This window comes from Chryseobacterium sp. 2VB (assembly GCF_005503635.1).
In the GTDB taxonomy this organism is placed as follows: domain Bacteria; phylum Bacteroidota; class Bacteroidia; order Flavobacteriales; family Weeksellaceae; genus Chryseobacterium; species Chryseobacterium cupriresistens.
The window spans coordinates 18,245-43,521 of sequence record NZ_SCNC01000020.1 but is presented as its reverse complement, the minus strand read 5'-3'; the positions used below and the strand labels follow the sequence as shown (position 1 = coordinate 43,521).

The 25,277-nt window shown below is 36.7% G+C and carries 23 protein-coding genes and 4 tRNA genes; 14 read left to right on the top strand and 13 right to left on the bottom strand.

The genetic code is table 11. The features are described 5' to 3' along the window. Positions 1–6 precede the first annotated feature (6 nt). Entirely contained in the window at positions 7–618 is a 612-nt protein-coding gene (locus FFS26_RS16925) for an L-threonylcarbamoyladenylate synthase (RefSeq protein WP_110010975.1), read from the bottom strand. 101 nt (positions 619–719) lie between these two features. Between FFS26_RS16925 and FFS26_RS16920 the strand changes: the two genes are divergently transcribed. The 4 genes from FFS26_RS16920 to FFS26_RS16905 all read left to right on the top strand — a co-directional run bounded on the left by FFS26_RS16920 (position 720) and on the right by FFS26_RS16905 (position 1,125). Next, positions 720–792 (top strand) — tRNA-Met (locus tag FFS26_RS16920). A 38-nt stretch (positions 793–830) separates the two neighbouring features. Next, a tRNA-Met gene (locus FFS26_RS16915) sits at positions 831–903 on the top strand. Between the two features lie 38 nt (positions 904–941). Further along, positions 942–1,014, top strand: a tRNA-Met gene (locus FFS26_RS16910). Between the two features lie 38 nt (positions 1,015–1,052). Next, positions 1,053–1,125, top strand: a tRNA-Met gene (locus FFS26_RS16905). Positions 1,126–1,280: 155 nt separating this feature from the next. Here FFS26_RS16905 and FFS26_RS16900 read toward each other — a convergent pair. From FFS26_RS16900 to FFS26_RS16885, 4 genes are all read right to left on the bottom strand, one after another. After that, positions 1,281–2,132 (bottom strand): GLPGLI family protein, encoded by an 852-nt coding sequence (locus FFS26_RS16900; RefSeq protein WP_110010974.1) that lies wholly within the window; start codon positions 2,130–2,132, stop codon positions 1,281–1,283. Between the two features lie 75 nt (positions 2,133–2,207). Next, positions 2,208–2,489, bottom strand: coding sequence for a hypothetical protein (locus tag FFS26_RS16895; RefSeq protein WP_110010973.1), 282 nt, complete (start codon positions 2,487–2,489; stop codon positions 2,208–2,210). 304 nt (positions 2,490–2,793) lie between these two features. Continuing rightward, entirely contained in the window at positions 2,794–3,042 is a 249-nt protein-coding gene (locus tag FFS26_RS16890) for an Ada metal-binding domain-containing protein (protein ID WP_110010972.1), read from the bottom strand. 18 nt (positions 3,043–3,060) lie between these two features. Further along, on the bottom strand, positions 3,061–3,774 hold the full coding sequence (locus FFS26_RS16885) for a 2OG-Fe(II) oxygenase (RefSeq protein ID WP_137905631.1): 714 nt from the start codon (positions 3,772–3,774) through the stop codon (positions 3,061–3,063). A gap of 184 nt (positions 3,775–3,958) precedes the next feature. On the opposite strand from FFS26_RS16885, the gene FFS26_RS16880 reads away from it, so the two are divergent. Beyond that, a complete protein-coding gene (locus FFS26_RS16880) occupies positions 3,959–4,405 on the top strand; it encodes a GNAT family N-acetyltransferase (protein ID WP_110010970.1) in 447 nt (148 codons plus the stop codon). 346 nt (positions 4,406–4,751) lie between these two features. Here the strand turns inward: FFS26_RS16880 and FFS26_RS16875 are convergent, their stop codons facing one another. Next, positions 4,752–5,333, bottom strand: a complete 582-nt coding sequence (locus FFS26_RS16875) for a hypothetical protein (protein WP_110010969.1) — start codon at positions 5,331–5,333, stop codon at positions 4,752–4,754. 335 nt (positions 5,334–5,668) lie between these two features. Between FFS26_RS16875 and FFS26_RS16870 the strand changes: the two genes are divergently transcribed. The 4 genes from FFS26_RS16870 to FFS26_RS16855 all read left to right on the top strand — a co-directional run bounded on the left by FFS26_RS16870 (position 5,669) and on the right by FFS26_RS16855 (position 9,697). Next, complete coding sequence (locus tag FFS26_RS16870; protein ID WP_110011010.1) at positions 5,669–6,034, top strand: BlaI/MecI/CopY family transcriptional regulator; 366 nt, start codon at positions 5,669–5,671, stop codon at positions 6,032–6,034. Between the two features lie 5 nt (positions 6,035–6,039). After that, complete coding sequence (locus FFS26_RS16865; RefSeq protein ID WP_137905630.1) at positions 6,040–7,956, top strand: M56 family metallopeptidase; 1,917 nt, start codon at positions 6,040–6,042, stop codon at positions 7,954–7,956. A 56-nt stretch (positions 7,957–8,012) separates the two neighbouring features. Then, the gene (locus FFS26_RS16860; RefSeq protein ID WP_137905629.1) at positions 8,013–8,915 is read left to right on the top strand and encodes a GLPGLI family protein; all 903 of its coding nucleotides are present in this window, start codon (positions 8,013–8,015) and stop codon (positions 8,913–8,915) included. Positions 8,916–9,133: 218 nt separating this feature from the next. Beyond that, positions 9,134–9,697 (top strand): sugar O-acetyltransferase, encoded by a 564-nt coding sequence (locus tag FFS26_RS16855; protein ID WP_110010966.1) that lies wholly within the window; start codon positions 9,134–9,136, stop codon positions 9,695–9,697. Positions 9,698–9,770: 73 nt separating this feature from the next. On the opposite strand, the gene fsa is transcribed toward FFS26_RS16855, so the two are convergent. Then, on the bottom strand, positions 9,771–10,424 hold the full coding sequence (fsa, locus tag FFS26_RS16850) for a fructose-6-phosphate aldolase (protein ID WP_002978975.1): 654 nt from the start codon (positions 10,422–10,424) through the stop codon (positions 9,771–9,773). 298 nt (positions 10,425–10,722) lie between these two features. Here fsa and FFS26_RS16845 point away from each other — a divergent pair, with 298 nt between their 5' ends. Further along, positions 10,723–11,211, top strand: a complete 489-nt coding sequence (locus tag FFS26_RS16845; RefSeq protein WP_110010965.1) for a YdeI/OmpD-associated family protein — start codon at positions 10,723–10,725, stop codon at positions 11,209–11,211. A 64-nt stretch (positions 11,212–11,275) separates the two neighbouring features. On the opposite strand, the gene FFS26_RS16840 is transcribed toward FFS26_RS16845, so the two are convergent. Beyond that, on the bottom strand, positions 11,276–11,806 hold the full coding sequence (locus tag FFS26_RS16840; protein ID WP_228406548.1) for a tetratricopeptide repeat protein: 531 nt from the start codon (positions 11,804–11,806) through the stop codon (positions 11,276–11,278). A gap of 194 nt (positions 11,807–12,000) precedes the next feature. Here FFS26_RS16840 and pepE point away from each other — a divergent pair, with 194 nt between their 5' ends. The 4 genes from pepE to FFS26_RS16820 all read left to right on the top strand — a co-directional run bounded on the left by pepE (position 12,001) and on the right by FFS26_RS16820 (position 16,191). Then, positions 12,001–12,693 carry a dipeptidase PepE gene (gene pepE, locus FFS26_RS16835; RefSeq protein ID WP_137905628.1) on the top strand — a complete coding sequence of 231 codons (693 nt, stop codon included), beginning with the start codon at positions 12,001–12,003 and terminating at the stop codon, positions 12,691–12,693. Continuing rightward, positions 12,693–13,544 carry a hypothetical protein gene (locus tag FFS26_RS16830; RefSeq protein WP_137905627.1) on the top strand — a complete coding sequence of 284 codons (852 nt, stop codon included), beginning with the start codon at positions 12,693–12,695 and terminating at the stop codon, positions 13,542–13,544. Before pepE ends, FFS26_RS16830 begins: the two co-directional genes overlap by 1 nt. Positions 13,545–13,641: 97 nt before the next feature. After that, a complete protein-coding gene (dacB, locus tag FFS26_RS16825; protein WP_110010961.1) occupies positions 13,642–15,015 on the top strand; it encodes a D-alanyl-D-alanine carboxypeptidase/D-alanyl-D-alanine-endopeptidase in 1,374 nt (457 codons plus the stop codon). A 6-nt stretch (positions 15,016–15,021) separates the two neighbouring features. Next, a complete protein-coding gene (locus FFS26_RS16820) occupies positions 15,022–16,191 on the top strand; it encodes a sensor histidine kinase (protein WP_137905626.1) in 1,170 nt (389 codons plus the stop codon). Between the two features lie 114 nt (positions 16,192–16,305). Here FFS26_RS16820 and FFS26_RS16815 read toward each other — a convergent pair whose 3' ends face one another. The 5 genes from FFS26_RS16815 to FFS26_RS16795 form a co-directional block, all read right to left on the bottom strand. Further along, on the bottom strand, positions 16,306–18,162 hold the full coding sequence (locus tag FFS26_RS16815; protein ID WP_137905625.1) for a PDZ domain-containing protein: 1,857 nt from the start codon (positions 18,160–18,162) through the stop codon (positions 16,306–16,308). 132 nt (positions 18,163–18,294) lie between these two features. Next, the gene (locus FFS26_RS16810; RefSeq protein WP_137905624.1) at positions 18,295–19,926 is read right to left on the bottom strand and encodes a M1 family metallopeptidase; all 1,632 of its coding nucleotides are present in this window, start codon (positions 19,924–19,926) and stop codon (positions 18,295–18,297) included. A 135-nt stretch (positions 19,927–20,061) separates the two neighbouring features. Beyond that, positions 20,062–23,022 (bottom strand): reprolysin-like metallopeptidase, encoded by a 2,961-nt coding sequence (locus tag FFS26_RS16805; RefSeq protein WP_137905623.1) that lies wholly within the window; start codon positions 23,020–23,022, stop codon positions 20,062–20,064. Positions 23,023–23,248: 226 nt separating this feature from the next. Continuing rightward, positions 23,249–24,076: a twin-arginine translocase subunit TatC gene (tatC, locus tag FFS26_RS16800; RefSeq protein ID WP_171006338.1), complete on the bottom strand. Its 828-nt coding sequence runs from the start codon at positions 24,074–24,076 to the stop codon at positions 23,249–23,251. A 130-nt stretch (positions 24,077–24,206) separates the two neighbouring features. Next, positions 24,207–25,166 (bottom strand): SIS domain-containing protein, encoded by a 960-nt coding sequence (locus FFS26_RS16795; RefSeq protein ID WP_137905622.1) that lies wholly within the window; start codon positions 25,164–25,166, stop codon positions 24,207–24,209. Between the last annotated feature and the right edge of the window lie 111 nt (positions 25,167–25,277).

Here is a 25,277-nt window from a genome sequence, read left to right as displayed (position 1 = left end):
CTTGAATTAAATGATCCCTTTTCCCTGACGGATGATTTCCGGTTCTCCTGAAGTAAGGTCTACAATAGTAGAAGCTACATTATCACCATATCCTGAATCAATCACGATATCTACCAGATGATCATATTTTTCAGCAATAAGTTCAGGATCGGTAGAATATTCGATAATTTCATCATCATCTTTAATGGAAGTGGATGCTATGGGATGGCCCAGTTTTTCAACAATAAGCTGCGGAATCGGATGATCCGGAACACGGATACCAATTGTTTTGTGGCCTTTATAGGCTAAAGGTAAACTTTTGTTGGCTTCAAGAATGAAGGTAAACGGCCCGGGAAGATGACTTTTCAGAAACCTGAAAACTGACGTATCAATAGGTCTTGTAAAGTCAGAAAGATGGCTGAGATCATTACAGATAATTGAGAATTTAGACTTGTCAAGCTTTATTTTTTTGAGCTGAGCCAGCTTTTCCATGGCTTTTATATCAAAAATATTACAGCCTAAAGCATAAATCGTATCAGAAGGATAGATAATCAGCCCGCCATTGTTTAATGTTTTAATAACCTCATTCACAAGATTTTCCTGTGGGTTGTCTGGGTAAATTTTTAATATTTTTGCCATAAAACAAAGATACAAATAATAAAATAGTTTTTATAAAAGTCCTTTATTTAAAAGAAAAATTAGGATTTGTAAAAATTATTCGTACCTTTGCAATCCAATATCGCGGGATGGAGCAGTAGGTAGCTCGTCGGGCTCATAACCCGAAGGTCATCGGTTCGAGTCCGGTTCCCGCTACTAAGCAAGTGTTTTCGGTAAACACTCTAAAAATACACCGCGGGATGGAGCAGTAGGTAGCTCGTCGGGCTCATAACCCGAAGGTCATCGGTTCGAGTCCGGTTCCCGCTACTAAGCAAGTGCTTTCGGTAAGCACTCTAAAAATATACCGCGGGATGGAGCAGTAGGTAGCTCGTCGGGCTCATAACCCGAAGGTCATCGGTTCGAGTCCGGTTCCCGCTACTAAGTAAGTGTTTTCGGTAAACACTCTAAAAATACACCGCGGGATGGAGCAGTAGGTAGCTCGTCGGGCTCATAACCCGAAGGTCATCGGTTCGAGTCCGGTTCCCGCTACTAAACGAAAAATCGGTATGACTTATTGTTATACCGATTTTTTATATGTTCTGCCTAAAAAAAGCTTAATTAAATGAACATATTAATTAAGCTTTGTAAATTCTATAGTATTTTTAAGATCTGTTGATGGTATCCGATATTATGATATTGCATAATTATTGAATTAGTTCAATTGAATTTTCATCTGTTAAATTTTGCAGTTTTTGTTTTTGTATATTTCGTACCGTTTCCATAGACTCTGATGTTATAGTGGTCTCCGAGTTTGAAAGTGATCCGATCATATTATTAATGAAATTCTTTTTCGCCTCTTGTAAGCCCGCTATAGAAGTTTCCGTAGAATTCTCATATCTTTTTTTCCTTACTGTCAATTCCATACCCTTCAGTTTCTCGCTTGATACAGATTTTACAAGTTCATAGTCATAATCTCCATTTTGATCCGATATTTTAATAATCAATCCCGGTAATCCTGTAAATTTATAAGGGCCGTACGAGAGGGGAATATCGGTGGAATACCAGGCGATCCAGTTTCGCCCTTTGTAATTAAGTTCAGCTTTTTTACAGTTAAATGATTTTATCACTTTGGACTCATTAATAAGTTTCCAGTTGTTTATGATAGGTTCTTTATAGGAAAGTAATGTCATCCCGATATTTTCAAAATATTGAATGTTCTGATTAGATTGGATAATTGTGTACGGGAATTTGGTTTTTGGGAAAGATTTTCCCCTAAAATCTATATTTGAATATCCGTTTACGGTAGCTTTTTTAAACTCACTTTGAAACACAGAATCAAATTTTACAGCTTTTTCACTGATAAAAAAAGCCCGGTCATTCAAGACTTGTAAAGAGAAAAACTCTTCATGTATATAGTTGGGGGTTGATTTGTTTATTTTCCCTTTTAATAAATAGGTGAAGTCCGCAACAAGGGCTTCTTTTCTTTCTGTTTGAGAATAAAATAATGCAAATAAAAAGAAGGTAAAAAATAAAGAAATTTTCTTAGAGTTACTCATGATATTATGATAAATAAAAACTGCACTTACAGTTTATTGTTATTATTACTGTAAGTGCAAGATATAATTAAAAAATTAATTACAGTAATTTGCTTCAAGAGCTTCTGTCCATGCCATTATCTGTGCTTCACTCCAGTTAGACTGATTAGTTACCGCAGCTACACCACAGCTTGTAGTATAATAGATTGGATAAAATTTGGAATATTTCTTCTTTGTTTTAGAATCTTTCTTCAAAACTTCTATTCGGTTTTCTTTTTGAATCTTAGACGTAGTTGATTTTTCGTTCTTAGATGGAGCTGTAGCAGCACTCATGATTCCCGCTGTAAGAATTCCAGCGATTAAAATAATTTTTTTCATGGTTTTAAAATTTAAAATTAATTGAGTCGCGAATATCCGAGCGTCTTTGTTGTCAAAGGTTCTCTTCTGTTTTCATTTTTGTAAATCTAGGACATTACTACTTCTAATATATGTTTCAAAAATGATATTCTGATAACTGCTTAAATACTATCGCAATAATCAAATTTATATAACCATTAATTAATTTGATTACGGTTTTCCATAAGGAAAAATATAAAATTTTTTTATAGCAGCTTAAATTTTATAGAATTCTGTTTTTATTCTCTGGTCATTGCAGACAAAACGATGTTGGTGTACATTTGAATTAGTCCATATTCATTTCCTTCCATTTTTTATAAGCTTCTTTCATACAATGCCCGCAGGGACGATAGCCATTTTCTAAAGCTTCTTTCTCATCTGTGAAGAAAACCCTGTTGCCTATTTTCATTCTCTTTCCTGAGCGGCAGCTGAGCAATCCATAGATTTTCAGTTTTTTATTTCCTCCAAAACGAATTTCTCTGTGATGGATTTTACTTCTTAGACTTTCGGTTGGGATCTGAGAGTGCTGAATCATGATTTACTTATTGAATAATTAAGCAGTCGCATCATGGAAGATAATACCTAACGCGTAGCGGTTTCCTTCTTTAACTTCACTTACACCATGTTTCATATTGACCCTGTAATAGCCTTTGGTTCCTTTCTCTGGTTTAAACTGAGTCGTAAAAATAAGTACATCCCCTTTTTTGGGTTGCAGAACAATAACCTTTGACTGAGCTCTGGGAATCTGCTGGGTAAGCACAAACTCGCCTCCCGTAAAATCCTTGCCGGGTTCGCTGAGCATTAAAACAATCTGAATGGGAAAATAAATATCTCCATATAAATCCTGATGCAGCGTATTAAATCCTCCTTTTCCATATTTTAAAATTAATGCCGTCGCTTTTTGCTGCCCGTTAAGATGACATTGGTCTAAGAATTCCTGATGATCTGAAGGAAATTGGGTGTCTATTTGTAAAGCTTTAAACCATGCATTGGCGACAGGCGCCAGATAAGGATAAATAGTTTTTCGTATGGTTTGAATAATTTCAGGTAATGGATAGTTAAAATATTTATATTCACCCAATCCGAAACGATGTCTGGCCATGACAACTGTTTTCCGGTAAAAAGCTGAATGATCATAATCCGATTTCAGTTTTTCACATTCGTTTTCTGACAGCAGATTATCAATGATGGCATAGCCGTTTTGATGCATTGTTTCCGTAAGGCTTTCCCAGTCAATATTCTTGATTGTATGAATGATATCTTTCATTGTTTTGATTTTATTCTGCAAAAATCCATAGTTCTTCAGAACAATACAATCCGAAACATGTGGTATTTTTATCGATGAATAAAGAGTTATAAAATACCTGGCCTATTGATTTAATATATTTCTGGATGATACCACTGGTCTTGTTTAAGGCTACCTTTGCCCTATTAATAAAATAGATATAACGATGAATTACATTATTAAAAAGGCAAGTCTTGAGGATCTTGATGAAACAGCTGAATTGTTCAATCTTTATCGTGTTTTTTACAGACAGGAATCGGATCTTGAAAAAGGGAAGGCTTTTCTCAAAGAACGGTTTTTAAACAGTGAGTCTGATATTTTCCTTGCTGTAGCAGACGGAAAAGCCGTAGGATTCGTACAGCTTTACAAATTATTTCATTATACCAGATTGCAAAAACAATGGTTGTTAAGTGATCTTTTTGTTCATCCTGATTATAGAGGGAAGGGGCTTTCTGTCGCATTAATTGACCGCAGTAAACAATGGTGTGAAGAAACAGGAGCGTGTGGACTGATGCTTGAAACCGAAAAAACAAATGATATAGGAAACACGCTGTATCCACGCTGCGGGTTTGAATATGACGGACTACATAATTACTACCATTGGTGGAAGTAGAATAAAGCTATTCAGTACTGATCATAGTGCAGCTTTTTCAGCTACTTTTACTTCTATAAGGACAAGTAGTATTAGTTCTACAGTTCTGAACGTTTAATTCTACAGGTATTTTCAGCCAGCAGAAGGGTATAATCCTATTTTTGTAAAGCTCTTACAGATCATGGGTAGGACAGTTGATCTGTAGAGCGTATGCAAAAAAATCTCTGCCTATTTTCTACTTTTTCCCCAAGGTTTTATGATTAGTACCACAAAACTGCTTTTTCCGGCGGAGATTTTTTGCTTTTGAATACAAAAAGAGAATGACGATCGTCATTCTCTTTTTGTATTCTTAAAATATAATTAAATATTATTGAGCCAGTTGAGCGTAAGGAGTAAGCTTGTTGTCATCAGACATCGTCTGTCCCAGAAAGTCTCTTTTCTGATCCGCTTTCATTCTGCCTGCAGCATCATTGGCATTGAAATAAGCTTCACTTAGTTTTGTAGCGATATCAGCAGGTTTGAAATCGAATTTTGTATCTCCTTCAACTCCAAGATAACCATTCTTTCTTGTAAGGTTAGTAATATAATTGTTGTAATTGATCATGGTTCCTCTCATCATATTGTTATGGTATTCCATACATTTCTTAGCTTTTTTAGATGAATTGTTCAGGATACAGTTTTTCATGTTGTTTCTGTATAAAAACCATTCAGATTCTACAATACCATATTCTCTACCCAAAGCAATCTTTCCGTTATTCACAATATTATTATCGCCTTCTTTTGTAGCGATCGTCTGAAGATGTTGAATAACCAATGGAACGGTAGCTTCGATTTTTGATTTTGTATCTTTCAGTATGCTAAGATCGGCAGCAGGAGAACCCTTCTTTTGTGCTGTAGTAACATTAAAAATAAGCAGTAATAGTACAATCAGTAAATTATATCTTTTCATGAGAAATTTTTAAAGCACTAAAATAAATATAATTTCCCGGTTAAAACAAATTCATTTTAATTTTATTTAATAAAACTTAACAAGTTTTAAGAATTTATTTTTGAAATCCTTTTTTTTCTATCGATTACGCAGGCTATATTTTCACTCTCTTAAAAATTTAATATATTTTAACTATTTTTATTCAATTGATTATCAAGCGTTTAATGTTTTACTGGTGTTTATCACTAAAAAAATAGTTGTTTGATTCAATTTTATTTCTACATTTGTATAACTAATTTCTTAGTGATATAGAAGTCAAAAGGTTTATATCACGATAAATGATAAATGAACAGGATATGAAAATTCAGACTTTAACAAAAGCAGAAGAACAGGTAATGCAGTATTTATGGAAGATAGAAAAAGGATTTCTTAAGGATGTTCTTGATCTTTTTCCGGAACCCAAGCCCCATACCAATACGGTATCTACCATTTTAAAAGTGTTGAAAGATAAAGAATTTGTAGACTATCGTGTACATGGAAGACAGCATGAGTATTTTCCGCTGGTTTCAAAAGAACAGTATTCCGGGAAAACCATTAAAAGTCTTGTAAAGAACTATTTCAAAGGCTCTTACAAAAGTGCCGTTTCATTTCTGGTAGAAAAAAATGAAATGACGGTAGAAGATCTTGAGATGCTATTGGACGAACTCAAAAATAAAGACTAAGACCTATGGAAGCAATACTTTTATACTTTGGAAAAATTATTTTATGTTCAGGTGTAACATTTTTGTATTATCAATTGTCTTTAAAGGACAAGACATTCCATCATTATAACAGATTTTATCTGCTGGCAGCAATTGTGATATCCCTGTTATTGCCACTTATCAGAGTAGATGATTTTACGATAGAGGTGAATAATGATATATATATGCTTCTTGACAAGATTCAGAATTTTAATTCAGAAAAAAATATAAACAATGGTAACCTTTATTTTAACATTATTTTTTCAGCTCTGGGACTGGTTTCTTTCTATTTTCTAGGAAAGCTGCTGTATGGGATTTTTAAAATCCAGCAGTTTAAAAATCAATTTCAGAAAGAAAGCTTTGACGGGATCAATTTTTACCGTACAGACCTTAATGAAGCTCCATTTTCCTATTTTAAAAACCTGTTCTGGAAGAATACAATTACCCTGCATTCTGATATCGGAAAACAGATTTTAAAGCATGAAATGGTACATATTGAGCAGAAACATTCCTTTGATAAGATCTTTATTGAGATTATTACTTCTGTGTTCTGGTTCAATCCGTTTTTTCATATCATCAAAAAAGAAATTAATCTCATCCACGAATACCTGGCGGATAAAAAAGCCGTACAGCAATCGGACACCAAAGCATTTGCGCAGATGCTTTTAGCAAGCCACTTTTCCGGAACACAGTTGCCTGCTGCCAGCCCGTTTCTAAGTTCAAACCTTAAAAAAAGACTTAAAATGTTACAAAAACCAAAAACCAAGTTCGGATATGCGCGAAGAATTCTTGCATTGCCGGTTTTATTTACCGTAGCGTTTGCTTATCTGGTAAATGCGAAGAACAGAGAAATCGAAGAAACCAATCTTTCTATTAAAAAAGCAGTTTCAGAAATAAAAAAAGATACCATCAGACCTGAAAAATCGGTTCAGGGAAATATCCGGGAATTAAAAACCTTATCACCCGGTGAACACAAAAAATTAACTGATCTTGAAAAAAAGATAAAAGAAAAAGAGAAGGAGCTGGATGGATTGGATCCGGAAAGTGATGCCTTCAGTGATAAAATTGAAGAAATAAGTAATCTGGCATCAGAGATTGGAGAGGTAGCTGCCAAAGTTGAAGTTGATAAATATTTCAATTCTGCTGAATGGAAAAATCAGATGAAGGAGCTTGAAAATATGGATCCTCTTGATAAGAAAGAACTTCGCAAAATAAAAAGAGCAGCTAAAAAAGCGGGAAGAGAGGCTGCAAGAGCGGTAAAAGACATCGTTCCGCCCACACCGCCTAATGCACCGGATGCACCTCTGGCACCAATAGCTCCAGAAGCTCCACTTGCCCCAAAGGCTCCTAAAGCTCCCAAAGTAGTTTATTTTAAAAATAATAACACCGTTTATTATAAAGATCTGAGCGCTAAAGAAAAAGAAGAAGTACGCAAAGCAATGGCAGAAGCCAGAGAGGCGATGAAAGAAGCTGTAAAAGCCAGAGTGGAAGGTGAAACAACAAGAGCCGAAGGAGACAGAATAAGAGTGAAGGCTGAAAGAATCAGAATTGATGGGGAAAAAATCCGAAAACAAGTTGAAAAAGCCCGTGCAGAAGCAGAGAAAAGATCTGTCAGCTTCAGAGACGGAGCATTTATTAAATTTGACGGTAAACCTGATGTTATTGTAATGAATGCTGATTTTATCAAAAAAGACGGCAACGGAAATATTGCCATGAATGGAGTGAAAAATTTCAAAATAAGCGGTAATGATGATGTAAAATATAAGTATTATATTGACGGAAGGGAAGTTTCTAAGGACGATGTTAACTCATTAGATACAAGTAATATATCGAAAGTTAATGTCAATACTCAGAAAAAAGGAGATTTTAAGCAAGGGGAAGTAAGAATCGAAACAAAGAAATAAGTTCCATCAGGCTTTGTCAGTGTCAGATTGGCAAAGCCTTTTTTTAAACATACATTATGAAAAGTAAAATTCTATTTTTTTTATTTCTGGGTGGGCTTGTCAGTGCACAGGTCAACAGGTTTTTTTATGAATACAAGTTTATTCCGGATTCCAATAATAAGGAAGATGTAAAGACGGAAATGATGATGCTCGATATCGATAAAAACGGATCAAGCTATTACAGCCGCGATAAATTTGTATCAGATTCTATTGGAAAGGCAGAGCTTGAAAAACAGTTAAAAGCCGGAGGTGGAAATATCAGTGTTAACAGACGGGAAAAGCCCGGGCAGGTCTCTTATAAAGTTACCAAACAATATCCTGATTTCAAAACCTATCTTTTCAGAAGCATTTCTACAGATAAATATAAAATAAAAGAAGATCAGAAACCGGAATGGAAAATATTGGCCGAGAAACAAAAAATAGGAGCGTATCAGGCTCAGAAAGCCACTGCCAGCTTTGGAGGAAGGGAATGGATAGCCTGGTTTGCAACAGATCTTCCTTTTCAGGATGGGCCTTATGTCTTTTACGGTCTTCCCGGTCTCATCGTAAAGATTGAGGACACCACCGGCTCTCATATCATGACGATGATAGGTAATAAAACGATTAATACTCCGGCTGCTGACTCGGAAATGCAGATGCCTGATCATGTAAAAGTATTGGGAATAGGCGGAAAAGAGCTGGAAGTAACTAAAGATCAGTTCAAAAAAGTATGGAAGGCTTATGTAAATGATCCGGCAAAGAATATGAGAGAAATGTTAATGAAAAATGGTGATGGCAATACGAAATTTAGTTTTAAGCTGAGAACAGGAGACGGTAAAGAAATCTCAGATCCCAATCAGGTACTTAGGGAAATAGAAAAAAATACTAAAGAAGCCCTAAAAAAAGATAACAATCCGATAGAACCGGATCTGGTAAATTAAAAATTATATTTTCTAATATCTGCAGGATGGCATACGTGTCATCCTGTTTTTGTTTGACAAAAGAAGTCAAATAAAATGGGACAAATATCAATTCATGATGTTATAATATATTTTTTTATCTTTCAATAAGCAATAAGCAATAAGCAATAAGCAATAAGCAATAAGCAATAAGCAATAAGCAATAAGCAATAAGCAATAAGCAATAAACTTTATATCTTATGACAGAAAAGGAAAAATGTGCAGCCGGACTTTTATACAACGCCAACTACGATAAAGAATTAATAGAAGAACGCATTGCATGCAAAGATTTGTGTCAGGAATATAATGCCCTCAAAAACTCCGATTCCGAAAACAGATTCCGATTGCTTAAAAGCATTATGGGTAGTATAAAAGAAAATATCTGTATAGAACCCAGCTTTTGGTGTGATTACGGATATAATATAACCGTAGGAGAGAATTTCTACGCCAATCACAATCTGGTTATTTTGGATTGTGCCAAAGTAGAGTTTGGTGATAATGTGTTTATAGGCCCCAATTGCAGTTTTTATACGGCAGGTCATCCGCTTGACGCGAAACAGCGAAATGAAGGACTGGAATATGCACATCCTATCAAAGTAGGTAATAATGTATGGCTGGGAGGCAATGTGGTTGTACTTCCAGGAGTTTCTATCGGAAATAATTCTGTGATTGGAGCTGGAAGTGTGGTAACGAAAGATATTCCTGAGAATGTAGTGGCCGTGGGAAATCCGTGTAGGGTAGTAAAAAATATCCCGGAAGAATAATATACAGAATCACTATAAAGTAAAATCCCGGAACAATGTTCCGGGATTTTTATGTTTGAACAAGGATCAGTGATTATGCTAATTTCTGAGAATCTGCAACAAACTGAGCCAATCCGCTGTCTGTTAATGGGTGCTTCAATAAGCTCAAAATCGGAGGAAGTGGAGATGTGATAACATCAGCCCCGATTTTAGCACAGTCGATAATATGCATTGAGTGACGGATAGAAGCTGCCAGGATTTCAGTTTCGTACATATAGTTATCGAAAATCAATCTGATTTCCTGAATAAGGTTCAAACCGTCTGTAGAAATATCATCTAATCTTCCTAAGAACGGAGAAACATAAGTTGCTCCTGCTTTAGCTGCCAGAAGAGCCTGCCCCGGAGAGAAGATCAATGTACAGTTTGTTTTGATTCCTTTGTCAGAAAAATATTTTAAAGCTTTGATTCCGTCTTTGATCATCGGAATTTTTACAACGATATTCGGGTGAATAGCAGCCAATTCGTCTCCTTCTTTAATCATTTCTTCATACGTTGTAGAAAGAACTTCCGCAGAAATATCTCCGTCTACAAGCTCGCAGATCGTTTTATAATGGTTTTTGATGGCTTCAGCTCCCTGAATACCTTCTTTTGCCATTAGGGAAGGGTTGGTTGTTACACCATCTAAAATTCCAAGGTCTCTTGCTTCCTTGATTTGCTCTAAATTAGCTGTGTCAATAAAAAATTTCATTTTGATAAATAGATTTATTGATACAAATATAGGGAATTAATTGGGTTATGAGGTATGAATTTTGAGTTACCGGGTTTTGGGTTTGCGGTGGTAGAGTAAGAGAGTTTGAGGGTAAGCGGGTTTGGATATGGGAGTGTATGAAAGTAATGGTTTTGAAATAATAAAAAAAGAAATTCCCTACATATTCGTCAAACTGTTATTTTTGCTTCTAGCTTCTAGCTTCTAGCTTCTAGCTTCTAGCTTCTAGCTCTAGCTTCTAGCTTCCAGCTTCCAGCCAGACCAACTTAAATTACCATCCATGAAAAACAATAGTTTCAGCGCCACATTGAAAATCATAGGAATTAATCCTTTTGTATTTGTTCCGGAAGAAATATTGGACACGATTTTTGAAAAATCCGGTAGAAATAAGAGCCCCATTGCTGTCAAAGGAACGGTGAACGGGAAAGAATTCAAACAAAACCTCATGAAATATTTAGGTGATTGGAGGCTTTACGTGAATCTGACAATGCTGAAAAATTCTCCCAAAAGAATCGGGGAAATTATTGAAGTTGTTCTGGAATATGATGATTCCGACCGAAGTATCGCTATTCATTCTCAATTAGAAAAAGCAATTAGAGAAAGTGCTCTGGCAACAGAAAATTTTGAAAAGCTTATTCCTTCAAGAAAAAATGAGCTGGTAAAGTATATTAATAATTTAAAAACCGAAGCCAGTATTCAGAGAAATATTGAGAAAATCATCAGGCATCTACATGGTGAAACAGATTTTTTTGGAAAAATGATTGAGTAGATCTAAAACTTATTGATCATTAAAAGAAAATGCCGGAAAAACTTTCCGGCATTTTCTTTTTTTACTAAGAATTTAATGCTTTGCTAAGCTTCACAGCATCCTCGTTGGTAGGATCATACTGTATCGATTTCGCAATATGTTCTTTTGCTTTATTAGGATCTGTTTTCTGCTCTGTAAAGGCAAGATAGAAATAAGCATATGCCAGATTCTTCTTGTTTTGCTCTACTTCTTCAGGTTTTACCGTTGCAATATACTTTTCATAAGCAATTTTTGCGTTGGCATCATCTTTTGCAGACTGATAGGCATAAGCCTGGCTGTAATAAGCCGGAGCCCAGTCCGGTAATAAAACTGATACTTTTTTCCAGGTATCAATAGCATTGGGCCAGTCTGAAGCCTCCTGATAAGCATTAGCCAGCTTTGCTAATGATTCTGCATCCTTTGGATTGGCCGCGATCTGTTTTTTAAGATCTTCGATAGTTGGATTAGTTGTTTTACTCGTTGCTGCTGAAGTTTCAGGCTGAGTCGTTTGTGCATTTACAAGACTTACACTTCCTGCTAGTATTAAGCCTAAAAACAGGCTATTAATTTTACTCATTTTCATAATCTTATATTTTAAAGTCAAAATCTAAAATTCAATAATAATTCCACAAAACCGTAAATTTTAGAGGCTTTAAGTTTTTTTAGAAAATATTAACGGGATTGATGTTTTTTTTAATTTAATTTTTGATTCGTTGCTCTTTGAGGCTATCTTTGTGATTCGTTTTTAATAATACTTATAAATTTCGTGGTATGAATATCATATTAGCTTCAACATCTACACTTTTTGGTGGAGAATATCTGGAATACTTAAGAGAAGAATTAATCCAACTTTATAACGGAATTGATGAAATTGTATTTATTCCTTTTGCAAGACCAGGCGGAATTTCCCATGATGATTATACCGCAAAAGCACGTTCTTTCTTTGAAACCATCGATATAAAAGTGAAAGGTCTTCACGAATTTGAAGATAAAAAGGAAGCCATTCATCAGGCAAAAGGTTTCTTTACAGGAGGCGGAAATACCTTTTTATTGGTTAAAACATTACACGAAGAAGGGCTGATGTCTGTCCTGAAAGAAAATGTATCAAAAGGAAAAGCCTATCTCGGATGCAGCGCAGGAAGCAATATCGGAGGCCAGAATATGAAGACAACGAACGATATGCCGATTGTATATCCGCCAAGTTTCGACTGTATGGGATTGGTGCCTTTCAATATTAATCCGCACTATCTTGATCCTAATCCCGACTTAAAATATAACGGAGAAACCAGAGAAACCCGTATTCAGGAGTTTCTTACCCAGAATGATATCAAAGTGGTTGGTCTAAGAGAAGGGAACTGGATCAGAAGAACCAATGATTCCATTACTGTAGAAGGAAGTGAGCTGACAAGGATTTTTGAAAAAGGAAAAGAGCCTTACGAAATAGAAGCAGGAAGCAGACTTTAATGAGCGAAAATGAAATTAATCTTTTCATAGAACGCAATCTCACTAATTTTTCAGTGAACAGTACCGGATGGAATGAACTTATCCGGAAATTGCTGTATGAATTTGCTTTGGCAGGCTGGAACATGGAACACCGTGTCTTTGGAAAGGAGAAGTTTGGTGAATTGAGATGCTATACCTATTCTGAGGATGAAATACTCAATAACAAGCTTAAAAACATCAAAGATAAGTATTCGAAATTATCGGTAAAAACTTGTGAAATCTGTGGAGAAGAAGGTAAAATGAGAACCATAGGTTCCTGGCAGACCACATTGTGCCTGAACCATTTTCTGGAACAACAGCCCGTTATTGAAATTGATGACAAACAGAATGTCAAAAGAAGTAATGAGGTTGTTCTGAATATTCAGAATATTGTCAAAGCCGAGGTTGAGTATGATCTTAAGAGTTTATGGCTTTATACCCATCCTGAAGAGGGATTTTACTTTTCATGGCAGGAACCCAATTATTATCTGCTTTTGAGAAGCGTTCCCCTTTCTTTTTTTCCAGAAGAGAGTCGGAATGAAATCTCAGCAGTATTTCAGGACCTCCGGAATTGTGAAATATGCGGTTATAAAGCTGTGCACCAAAAAAACTGCCTGAGATGCCATCATGAACCCTGGAATGATTCAGGATATTTTATTCAGGATTACGGGGAAAAATCAAACTATATAAAGGAATGCCAGATGGACATTTTTATAGATGAAGATGATTATGAGAAATATTTCAAACATGATCGTTCATTTGAAAAATCTCCTGGCCATCAGATACTTTTCACCTCCGAAGAGCTCAGTGAGTATGAAAAGCTTTTATTTTAACTATATTTGATCAGAATTTAAATCAATAGAAAAAGGTCCGTATACTCTTTGTAAACTGTATTGGAAACCTTTGCATGCAGACCCAAATAACAATGTAATGAAAAAAACATTTGCAGTTCTCATACTCTCTGTACAGATGGTTGCTGCACAGAATATAGCCCAAAAATTAGATAAAGTAACAAAGGATCTTATGGATTCTTCAGGAGCAGTATCTTCCAGCTTATCTTTTTATGTTTCCGATGAAAACGGAAACTTTTTATATGAATATCAGGGAAATAAGGGTCTTTCTACTGCCTCTACGCAAAAGATTTTCACAGCAGGAGCTGCACTGGAAACTTTAGGAAAAAACTATACTTTTACCACGACTTCAAGCTATTCCGGAAATATCTCCGGAGGAACGCTGAATGGAAACCTTTTCATCAGCTCCAACGGCGACCCTACTTTGGGAAGCTGGAGATATGATGGCTATAAACCCGAAAATTTTAAAAAGAAACTGATTGATGCTATCAAAAATTCAGGGATAACAAAAATATCAGGGGATCTGATCATTGATGATTCTTATTTTGATCATCAAACGATTCCGGGAGGCTGGCCGTGGGATGACCTGGGGAATTACTATGGTGCGGGTGTATGGGGAATCAACTGGAAAGAGAACCAGTTTGATATCAATATTAATGGAACCGATTTTAAAAGCTTTTCTTATCCGCTGGAAGGGGTGAAGTGGCTGAATGACCTGAAAACAGGAGGAAACTCGGATCAAAGCCTGATCTTTACCGCTCCTCATTCTGATGTCGCTTTGATTAATGGAATGCTCCCGGCTGGAAAAACAGTTACTGTTTCCGGTTCTGCTCCCAATCCGCCGCTGCAGCTGGCAGCAGAAGTAAAACAATGGCTGAAGGAGTCAGGAATTGAACTTTCTGGAAAAGCTGTAACGAATTCTCAGCTTGAAGTAGATGGAAAAAATTCTTTAGCAGCTCCAAAAAATAATATTCTCCTGACTTATCAATCTCCGACTCTTGATAAAATTGTGTACTGGTTTCTGAGAAAAAGTATCAATCTGTATGGAGAAACATTAATTAAAACGTTAGGAAAAGAGAAAAAAGGAAATTCAAGCTTTAAAAGCGGAGTTGCCTATCTGAAAGAATTCTGGAAATCAAAAGGAATCAATCCTAATATGATCAACTTTGCAGATGGAAGCGGACTTTCCCCTCAGAATTATGTGTCTGCAAAAGCAGAAGTGCAGGCTCTTTTATATGCTAAAAAACAATCCTGGTTTGAAGCTTACTATGATGGATTTCCGGTTCAGGATAATGGAATGAAAATGAAAAGCGGAACGATGAGAGATACCAAATCATTTGCCGGATACCACACCGCAAAAGATGGGAAAAAATATGTATTTTCGATTATCATCAACAACTATCAGGGAAGCGGAAATACTGAGCTGCAGAAAATACTGAATGTTTTAAAATAAAATACTTTGAGAAAATCCATCCTCACCAGACTGAATAACTGGATCATTTTTGTTGTGATGACTACTTTGGTGATCGCCATTGTAGTGGCTTCAACATCGCTTATTAATTTTCTCAGAAAAGAGGAGATCAAAAGGATCAGTCTTCTTTCCAAAGCGATAAGAATACAACAGGAGGTTAAAACTCCGGATACTGATGTTCTGGATCTGCTGCCGGATATCCTGAATATCAACAATACCATTCCGTTTATTGTAACAGACAAATATAAGAACCCGATTCTTGACCTTGGATACTATAGAAACATTCCTGAAAGTACGATTAAGAATCCTGAAAAACTACAGGATCTGATCCGAAATATGGAGAAAAATTATGATCCTATCGAGATCAAAGTGCCCGATGGAAATAATCAGTTTGTCTATTATGACAACTCGCGTCTTCTTAATAATCTCCAGTATTCTCCCTATATTTTAGGGCTGTTTATTCTGCTGTATTTTGGTTTTTCTTTCTGGTTTTTCAAAACTATTAAAAAGACGGATGAAGGATATCTTTGGGCGGGTCTGGCTAAAGAAACCGCGCATCAGATCGGAACTCCTTTATCATCCATGATCGGATGGATGGAAATTATGAAGCTTGATAATCCGGATTCGGAAGGAGTACATGAAATAGAAAAAGATATTGAAAGACTCAGAACGATCTCAGAGCGATTCTCAAAAATAGGTTCTGTTCCAGAACTGAATGACAGAAATTTTAATGAAACCATTCAGGAGAATTATGATTATTTAAAAACAAGGATCTCCAGAAAGATCAATTTTACGATTAATCTTCCTACGTATACCGTTCTGGTTCCTCACAACAAAATTCTGATGAGCTGGGTGATTGAAAATCTGGTAAAAAATGCGGTGGATGCGATGAAAGGTGAAGGCTCTATTACCATGTCTGTCTTTGAAAGAAATAAGAATATTCTCATTGAGGTAAAAGACAATGGAAGCGGGATGACCAAACAGCAGGCACGAAATGCTTTTAATCCCGGATATTCTACCAAGAAAAGAGGCTGGGGACTAGGATTGTCACTGGCAAGAAGAGTTATTCATGAATACCACAATGGAGATATTAAGATTTCCCAGACTGAAGTAGGAAAGGGGAGTACTTTCAGGATTACGATCAGAAAAGAGGATTGATTCTCGTTGAAATTAGGGCCAATAAGAAACCTAACACGTTTTCAAAACCTGTTAGGTTTGTATCAGGATAAAGCTGATAAAAATAAAAAGCGGGAAATTTCCCCGCTTTTCTCTTTATTTTTTACCTGTAAGCCACTGAGTCTGTAGTTTCAGTTCTTCCGGTGTTGGATTCGCTTTGAAAGAAAGTGTTTCCATGGTCATTTTATCCAGAATAGCCTTTCCTTTCAATGTCATTTTCTCTTTCTTCCCGGCATTGTCTCTTAGAATGGTTACCGTAACTTCCTGTCCTTCTTTAATGGTTCTGGTATATCCAATAAAATCCTGTACCTTTTTGATGTCTACCGTTCTTCCGTCTAAAGCAAGTACCTGGTCTGTGATTTTAAATCCGATGCTTTTTGCAAATGGAGACAGTGCAGAATGTTCATTAAAAGCAAAGGCATTGGTCTTTTCATCAAAACCTGTCTGGTTCGGATCTTTGATAAACCAGAACAAAGGCTGGCTTTCCTGCTTTTTAATATCCACCCCTACCATGCTCAGATATTGTGCATAAGGTGTTGGCTGGTTTCCTGCGATATATTTGTTGTAGAATTCTTTTACCTGAGGATACCCGGTAATTGTTACCAGTTCGTCAATCAGTTTATCATCTTTGAAAGGTTTGTTTTCACCAAATCTCTGAGACAGTTTTCTGATCATATCACGATATCCCATTTCTCCGTTGGACAATTTTCTAAGCTCGATGTCTAAACACATGGCTAAAAGAGCTCCTTTCTCATAGACGTTTCTGTACTGATCTTTATAAGGCTCTACCAATACATTTTTACTCATTACTGTAAATGGCATTGTATCGTCATAGCTCTTGGAATTGGCAATTTTCTCTCCCATTCTCTGAAGGAACTGATCTTTATTGATCAAACCTTCCTGGATCTGGAATAAGTTGGCAAAATATTCCGTTCCGCCTTCATACATCCATAAGTGCTGAGACATTTTCGGATCTGCATAATCAAAATAATGAATCTCTTCGGAATGGGTTTTCAGAGGGTTTACCGTATGGAAAAACTCGTGGGAAACGACATCCGTAATGGTATTGTCAATGGCATCCTTCGGCATTGCTTCAGGCAGCACCACACTTGTCGATTCGTGGTGTTCCAATGCTCCGAAACCTTTAATGCTAGGTCCGTCACCACCGGAAAGATAAAGCATGATAGCATACTTTTTATTCGTGTTCATATCGCCCAGGAATTTCTTTTGGGCAACCACCATTTTTTCAAGATTTTCTTTGAAATCGGCAGCTTTATACTTTCCTGTCGGAGAATAAACGCCTAGCACTAGATCCATTCCTCCGGCATTGAAGGTAATATAATCCGGCTTTGTATACATTAATGGTGAATCGGTCACCTTACCATAGTTGGCTAGAGTATAGGTATCTGTTGATTCAGATTTATCCTGATCTACCAGCGCTGTGGTTCCGTAGAAATCAGTGGGTTTCTGAATGACAAGCTGATAAGGAACATCCTGCATGTTCTCGATATATCCGATAAATCCGTGGGTATTGATCATGTATATCTTTCCTTCTTCAATATCAGTTCCTGAAGGAGAAAATACGGCTTTATGCTTAGAGGTATCCAATTCATCATCAAAACTGTCATTTACAAGATAAGAGATTTTGGAAAGACCCTGAGCATTTTTCAATGAATAGGTATTGTCATTTACTTTAGTATAAGTAAGCTCTTTTCCTTTATTATCGTAAAATTTGATTCCTTCGATGAATCTTCCGTAGTCGTCTACAGAATAAGTACCCGGAACTGTTTTAGGGAAATGAAATTTAATGTCACCGGATTTCATTTTTGGGAACTCCATGGTAACGGCTACTTTATCATCTTTTACGTTGACTAGATCAATAGTGGTTTTTATAGACTGTGCATTTGCTAAAAAAGCAGCAAAAATACCAAGGCTAAGTACTGTTTTTCTCATTAGGTTTAAATTAATAGTTAAATAGTTGCTTTTTTTCTGAATTTGTTACGAAAAAAGTATTAAACTTTTCTTAAAATTTTAAGGTAAAAAAACGAAAGGCAAATCTGCTGGTCTGCAAATCTGCCTTTTTCTTTATTTAATATTTTTATAATTAATATAATAGTTGGGATCAAGCTCAACCGGAGAGCTCTTTTTAAGCTTTACAGTCTGCCATTCTTCCGTTGGATTTATGGTTTGGTCACCATTGATGAGTATCGGCAGTTTAATGTTTTTTACCACATCGGTATACCGGAATTTTAAAGTATCACCATCCTGAGCATACTCAAGGGTTGGAATTTTTATTGTTCTCAGGTACTGATCAAATACCGTTGAAAAATCGATTCCCGATTTTGAGGAGATATAATTTTCTACCTGTTGTGTGGTAACCGTCTGATGATAAAAATCTTTATTCAAACCTCTTAAAATCTGTCTGAATTTTTCATCATTATGGATAACCTGTCTTATCGTGTGAAGCATATTAGCCCCTTTCGGGTACATATCTCCGCTGCCTTCATTTCTTACACCATAACGGCCGATAATAGGAATGTCATTGTCTATCAATTTTCTGATCCCCTGAACATAGGTGTCAGCAGATTTTTTGTCCATATATTTTTCCGTGAAAAGAGTCTCGGAATAATTGGTGAAACTTTCATGGATCCACATATCAGCCTGATCTTTTGCTGTGATATTATTGGCGAACCATTCGTGGCCGCTTTCATGAATAATAATGAAATCCCAGTTTAACCCGACTCCTGTCCCTGAAAGATCTCTGCCCAAATAGCCGTTCTGATATTTGTTTCCATAGGCTACATTACTCTGATGTTCCATACCAAGGTGAGGAGATTCTACAAGTTTGTATGAATCCTCATAAAACGGATACGGGCCAAACCAGTATTCAAATGCGGAAAGCATAGGTTTCACCTGTTGAAACTGTTTTTTTGCCTTATCCAGATTATAGTCAATTACCCAGTAATCCAGATCCAGTTTTCCTTTTTCGCCTTCAAATACATCTTTAAAATTTACATATTTTCCTATACTCGGGATAATGGAGTAGGCATTGATAGGATTTTTAACCTCCCAGGTATAAGTAGTTTTATTTCCGGCTGTCTTTTTATCAGTGAGTCTGCCGTTACCTACACCTACCAGATCATTAGGAGTTATAATTTTCATGATGATTCCGTTGTCAGGTTCATCACTCCAGATATCTTTGGTAGGAAGCCATATGGAAGCTCCTATGCCTTCGTCAGCAGCAGTCATCCATGGATTTCCTTTCTCATCTTTAGTGAAAACCCATCCGCCATCCCATGGTGCATTTTTAGCAATAGCAGGATTTCCGGAATAGATGACGTTAATCGTATATTTTTCGCCTTTTTTGAATTTTTTATTCGCTGTAATGAAAATAAAGTCTCCATCCTGTCTGTAATTGGCGATAGGAAAGTTTCCTTCCACTTTGTCAGCTTTCATAGGCTGCTGAAGGTCAATCTGAAATACAGGATTGGTAATATCTTTTATAATCTCAAAACTGATTTTATTATTTCCTTTGATACTTTTCTGCTCAAAATCCGGTTCCACGGAAAGGTCATATTTTTTGACATCCCAAAAATTTCTGAACTCGGTATTGGAACCCTTTAAAGTATCCTGTTTGGTGAAAGTCTTATCTTTTTCAAAGAACTGTCCGAAAACCAGTCCTGATGCAAATAAGAGGGTGTATGACAATTTTTTCATGTAAACTGTTATTAAATCTTTTCAAAAGTATAAAATTAAATTAATAGCCCGATGCCGGAAATCAAATTAAATACAGATTTTAGGAAGGCATAAAAAAAGCCCGGTCATTGCCGGGCTCTAAAAACGGGTTAGGTTTTATTTTTTGATGAATTTCAGATTTGAAGTCGTTCCTTTGTCTTCAATTGAAATAATATAAGTTCCTGTCGTTAATTTTGAAACAGAGATTTTATTATCATTAATAGGTCCGTTCATAACTTTCTGACCTGCCATATTCGTAATGATAAACTGAGCTTTAGATGAAATTTCAGTTACATTCAATATATCACTTGCCGGGTTAGGGTAGATCTGGATTGAACTCTTATCTTTCACTGTCTCACTGGTGGAAAGCTGCTGCTGAATCAATACCGGATAATCCTCAACTTCACCATATTGCTGGTTGCTGCATCCGCTGCTTGGCTGGCTTTCATATCCTAATACAACTCTCATAATAACGTTGCCTCCCGTATACGCGTCTGCCGGTACAGAGAATGTTCCGGAAACCGGTGTTGCTATACTAGGTGCACTGGTGTAGATTACTTCAGAAGAAGAGAATACTCCGTCTTTGTTGAAGTCTATCCAGGCGGTTACTCCATCGTTATACTGTGAGCTCGTCCACGCCTTGGTGATGCTTATATTATTCCCTGAAGATCCGGACATAAGGGTAATCAGTTTCGATGGATCAGTAGTGTAGTCTGTGTAAGGAGTGTTGCTGCTGGTATTTGAAACGGGGTTCATTCCTGCGCCGGTTACCGTAACATTGGAAATATACTCGTCAGCGGCATTGGTTCCGGTGATTGAACATTTAGCAAAAGATAATGTGGTAAAATTCGTTGATGCTGAATAAGAACCAACCGAAGCACTACAAACATTGGCTACCTGTACTTCATATTGAGTAGCTTCTGTAAGCCCTGAAATATTATAAGAATTTGTTGAAACAGGAACAGTAGTCCATGTGGCTGTCCCCACTTTTCTGTACTGTACAGAATACGTTGCTCCAACTAACGCTGTCCAGTTTACAGATGCAGATGTTCTGGTAATACCACTTACTGTAACTCCTGCAGGAGCAGATGTTGTACAGGCGCCGGCTGATGCGGAAACAGTGGCATTCCCAACGGCATAGAATACATTATCAATAGCACTTACTCTTATTTTTACACCTGTACCTGTAGCCAGAGAAGAGAATGAAAACGGCTCAGATCCGTCATTAGCTGTAGATGGGCTGATAACTGTCCATGTCGTTCCATTATCTGTAGTATAATCTATTTTAACATTCTGAACATTGTATGGTGCATTATTCGTGTTGACAACATCCCATGTAACCGCTCCAGGTGTATTATTATAAACGGTGGTTGAAGTCACTTTGAAAGGACCTTCATTTCCTATGTCCACCTTCATCAGGCTGCTCTGTGTCTGCTGCTGTGCAGCATCCGGATTGTTATCTCTCACCGTTACCTTGAAATTCATTGTTCTTGGGATATTGGATACAGTTTCCCAGTCTGTAGGGCTGGTAAGAGTACCATTAAGAACGTTGGTGAATTTAGGGAAATAACGGGTAGGGGAAGTGGTAGGCATCAGAGATCTGAAATTCGCACCATTATTTCTGGTTGCACTTACCGGACCAAAAGCAGACGTAGCCAGATCATACTGTTCCCAGGTATAGGTCATCGGATCATTTTGTGGATCTGTTGCAGAAGCTGTTAACACAAAAGCTGTTCCTTTAGGGATCATTTTATTAGCCATTGGCTGAATAGAAGGAGGTGTATTCGCCACATTCGTAATAATTCCACAGTCCTGAGCATTAACGTAGGCTCCTACTTCTTCAATATTTTTGGTATGGAAATAAGCATCAGAATGCATCTGAACATTATAGTTGGTAATACCGGCATATCCCATAATCGAAGATCCTGATCCCGGTTCCATGTGGGCTCCGTGCAAAGCAATAGACATGGTGTGTGCAGCCCCGAACTGGTGACCAATTTCATGCGCTACAAAATCGATATCATAATTATCTCCAAAAGGCTGATCCGGAGTAGAAGGAGAAGTGATTCCCGCTCCTTTGGAAGTAGCATCATTGTTGTTTGCAGGGTTTCTGCAGACATTTCCTACATCTCCGGCACTTCCGCCACCACCTCTGTGGCCAAAGAAATGTCCTATATCATAAGCTGCGTTACCTACACCAGCGGTATTGGTAAGGGTTTGCTGAAGCTGAAGGTTCCATGCTGCGGGAGCGCTATAGGTACCATTTGAATTGGTAATTACATTCGAATAAGGATCTGTAGCGGGATCTGCAAATATAAGTTGTGGAAGATCCTGTACGATCATGTGGATCCCAAAATCTTTTTCAAAAACACCATTTACACGGTTCATGGTAGCATTAATTCGCGCTGCTGCCAAAGGAACACTTCCGGCAAGCTGTGTATATTCGCCGTTTACCGAGATGGCAATTCTATAGGTTCTGTATTTTTGTTCGTTACTTTTATTAGCATTACCTAATCCCTTCAAAACATTTTTTGTTTTAAGAAGCTTATTCATTTCTTTCTTTGCTTTCTCAGGCTCAGCAGTTCTGCATTCGAAAGGGTCTTCATGGGATTTGTTGGATTTGAAAAAGACCCCGTATACATCCTTTTCTTTATTAATAGGTTCTATGAATTCATATTTTCCTGAATCAGTATCGAATGTCATAGATTGGAAATCATTAGGTGCTGTACTGAACCGGATTTGTTTATGTGGATTATCTAACCCGATACCGGCATATGCTCCCAATTCGTATCGGTCTGCCATTGATTTTTCAACTACGGGCGAACTGTAAACCGAAAACCTTTCAATTCTTCCATCTGCTGTAGGGATAGAAACGATTACAGCGTTTCCACCTTTTCCTGCTTCAGGAGCATCCTTTAGTTGATTTCTTAATGCAGAAAGGTCAAATTTGTAGGCATATTCTACCTTTATTTCCTTTCTTATCGGGGTAATTTTTTCCGAGACAGGTTCCCAGCGTTGTGCCTGCAAACCGCCCAGACTTAAAGCCAGTGCACAGACGAAAATAATTTTCTTTTTCATATTTTTATTGATTGTTGTTAAAGTTTTTAAAGATAGTGTATTTTTTTAAAAGAAATGTTGATATAACTGTGTTAATTATTCTAAACTTTATATTTTTGGTTAAATTTTATTGTTGTTTTAATTAAATTAAGAATAAATCTAATTAAGATTAATATTTTTATATAAAATAAGCGCTACTATTCAGCTGAATAGTAGCGCTTATGCTTTTATGAGTAAAAAATACTGTTTATTTCTGTACTACAGGAAGATTTGCGTTGTTTTTCTGTACTTTTTTATAAGTGAACGTACACATCATGATGCTGAATTCATATAAAATCAATAGCGGGAATGCGGCCATCAACATACTTAAAACGTCTGCCGGAGTAATGATTGCAGCTACTACCATAATTAATACAATGGCATGGCGACGGTAAGTTTTCATGAACGTAGGCGTAAGAATTCCGATGCTGGTAAGGAAATAGATCAGAATCGGGAAAAGGAAAATAACACCCATACCCAACACCACCTGTAAAAATAATGTGGTATAATCACTTAAATCATAAAGGGGAACAATAATATCTGAGATTTTAAAAATAACCCCGAAATTGACTGCAAACGGAAGGATAAGAAAATAACCGCATAAAACTCCGGTCATAAAAAGCATCCATACCGCATTAATAATATAAATAGAATTTTTTTTCTCTCTCGGATGTAAAGCCGGACTGATAAAACGCCACAGTTCCCATACAATATAAGGAAATGCTGCTACCATTCCGCCAAAAATTGAAACAGCCATCATGACATTGAACTGCTGATACAATCTTTGTACACGAACAGGAAAGTCCTTTGGAAGATGAATACTGTCTTCACCTAAAATCATTCTTGAAAAATGATTTACAAGTCTGAAGGTAGGGAAATCATTTCTGGTAGGCCCAAAAAAGATATGGTCCATAATCCAGTTGATGTTAAAGCCTACCACAAAAGCGGCAACTATGATAGCAATAATCGATCGGATCAGGTGCCCTCTTAATTCTCCTATATGCCCAAGAAAGGACATGTCTTTACCTTCACTCACAGAATAAAATTTTAAAGCGCAAATTTATAAAAAAAATGACAGAAGCAAGAGTCTGTGAATGATTAGTTAGATTTTACTTACAATCTGCAAAATCATCCCTCAGTTTAACATCTCCTCTGATTTATAAGTTCTAATTAATCCCTTCGTCTAACAATTTATGCAGGTCTATGATCCCGAAATACTTCCCGTTTTCCGTTACTACAAGCTGGCCGATATTATTTTCTTTCAGAATTTTCATGGCTTCTTTGGCCAAAGCACCTTTTTCAATTGTTCTCGGACGGACAGACATGATATCTTTAGCTGACACCTTACTGATATCTTCTCCTTTCATCAGCATTCTTCTTAAATCTCCGTCTGTAATAACGCCAATAATCTGGTCTCCATTCGTTACCACCGTGATTCCGTGACTCGAGGCACTGATGGAAATAATGACATCTCTTATTGAAGAATCTTCCGTAACCTGAGGCTTTTGAGAAGAAAGGAACTGTTCTACTTTTGATGTCAGGTTTTTTCCTAAACTTCCTCCCGGGTGGAATTTGGCAAAATCATTCGCTTTAAAATCATTCAGTTCCATTAAAGCAACAGCCAAAGCATCTCCCAAAGCCATTTGTATAGTTGTAGAGCTGGTGGGTGCCAGTTTATTAGGGCAGGCTTCGATATCAACATGAGTATCCAAAATAACTTCCGAAAATTCTGCCAGTTTACTGGATCTGTTTCCGGTCATTCCAATTAAAGAAGAAGAGTAATCTTTTAAATATGGAACCAGATTGGCAATTTCCGGAGAATTTCCTGAATTCGAGATACATAAAACCACGTCCTGTTTCTGAATAACTCCAAGATCACCATGAATCGCTTCTGAAGCATGTAAAAACTGTGAAGGCGTACCGGTTGAGTTTAATGTAGCAACAATTTTGTTACCCACATGTGCCGATTTTCCGATTCCTACAACAATGAGCTTCCCTTTTGCAGAATGAATGATCTCTACTGCACGGGCAAATTCGTCATCGATTCTGTTTTTTAATTTTTCAAGTTCAGAAATTTCTATTTCTAAAGTGCTTTTTGCAATTGATATAATGTTGGTTCTATCCATTTTACGATGATAAGGTATACAAAAAAGTTCCTAAAAAATGTTATATTTTAAAAAGAATATTTAATATAAATTTTATTTTTTATAAATTCGTTCGCTTTTATTTTAAGCAGA

What these genes read in the sequence shown, in the direction of transcription:
- FFS26_RS16925 (WP_110010975.1), bottom strand. Translation starts at nt 618, where the DNA reads ATGGCAAAAATATTAAAAATTTACCCAGACAACCCACAGGAAAATCTT.
- FFS26_RS16900 (WP_110010974.1), bottom strand. Translation starts at nt 2,132, where the DNA reads ATGAGTAACTCTAAGAAAATTTCTTTATTTTTTACCTTCTTTTTATTT.
- FFS26_RS16895 (WP_110010973.1), bottom strand. Translation starts at nt 2,489, where the DNA reads ATGAAAAAAATTATTTTAATCGCTGGAATTCTTACAGCGGGAATCATG.
- FFS26_RS16890 (WP_110010972.1), bottom strand. Translation starts at nt 3,042, where the DNA reads ATGATTCAGCACTCTCAGATCCCAACCGAAAGTCTAAGAAGTAAAATC.
- FFS26_RS16885 (WP_137905631.1), bottom strand. Translation starts at nt 3,774, where the DNA reads ATGAAAGATATCATTCATACAATCAAGAATATTGACTGGGAAAGCCTT.
- FFS26_RS16880 (WP_110010970.1), top strand. Translation starts at nt 3,959, where the DNA reads ATGAATTACATTATTAAAAAGGCAAGTCTTGAGGATCTTGATGAAACA.
- FFS26_RS16875 (WP_110010969.1), bottom strand. Translation starts at nt 5,333, where the DNA reads ATGAAAAGATATAATTTACTGATTGTACTATTACTGCTTATTTTTAAT.
- FFS26_RS16870 (WP_110011010.1), top strand. Translation starts at nt 5,669, where the DNA reads ATGAAAATTCAGACTTTAACAAAAGCAGAAGAACAGGTAATGCAGTAT.
- FFS26_RS16865 (WP_137905630.1), top strand. Translation starts at nt 6,040, where the DNA reads ATGGAAGCAATACTTTTATACTTTGGAAAAATTATTTTATGTTCAGGT.
- FFS26_RS16860 (WP_137905629.1), top strand. Translation starts at nt 8,013, where the DNA reads ATGAAAAGTAAAATTCTATTTTTTTTATTTCTGGGTGGGCTTGTCAGT.
- FFS26_RS16855 (WP_110010966.1), top strand. Translation starts at nt 9,134, where the DNA reads ATGACAGAAAAGGAAAAATGTGCAGCCGGACTTTTATACAACGCCAAC.
- fsa (WP_002978975.1), bottom strand. Translation starts at nt 10,424, where the DNA reads ATGAAATTTTTTATTGACACAGCTAATTTAGAGCAAATCAAGGAAGCA.
- FFS26_RS16845 (WP_110010965.1), top strand. Translation starts at nt 10,723, where the DNA reads ATGAAAAACAATAGTTTCAGCGCCACATTGAAAATCATAGGAATTAAT.
- FFS26_RS16840 (WP_228406548.1), bottom strand. Translation starts at nt 11,806, where the DNA reads ATGAGTAAAATTAATAGCCTGTTTTTAGGCTTAATACTAGCAGGAAGT.
- pepE (WP_137905628.1), top strand. Translation starts at nt 12,001, where the DNA reads ATGAATATCATATTAGCTTCAACATCTACACTTTTTGGTGGAGAATAT.
- FFS26_RS16830 (WP_137905627.1), top strand. Translation starts at nt 12,693, where the DNA reads ATGAGCGAAAATGAAATTAATCTTTTCATAGAACGCAATCTCACTAAT.
- dacB (WP_110010961.1), top strand. Translation starts at nt 13,642, where the DNA reads ATGAAAAAAACATTTGCAGTTCTCATACTCTCTGTACAGATGGTTGCT.
- FFS26_RS16815 (WP_137905625.1), bottom strand. Translation starts at nt 18,162, where the DNA reads ATGAGAAAAACAGTACTTAGCCTTGGTATTTTTGCTGCTTTTTTAGCA.
- FFS26_RS16810 (WP_137905624.1), bottom strand. Translation starts at nt 19,926, where the DNA reads ATGAAAAAATTGTCATACACCCTCTTATTTGCATCAGGACTGGTTTTC.
- FFS26_RS16805 (WP_137905623.1), bottom strand. Translation starts at nt 23,022, where the DNA reads ATGAAAAAGAAAATTATTTTCGTCTGTGCACTGGCTTTAAGTCTGGGC.
- FFS26_RS16795 (WP_137905622.1), bottom strand. Translation starts at nt 25,166, where the DNA reads ATGGATAGAACCAACATTATATCAATTGCAAAAAGCACTTTAGAAATA.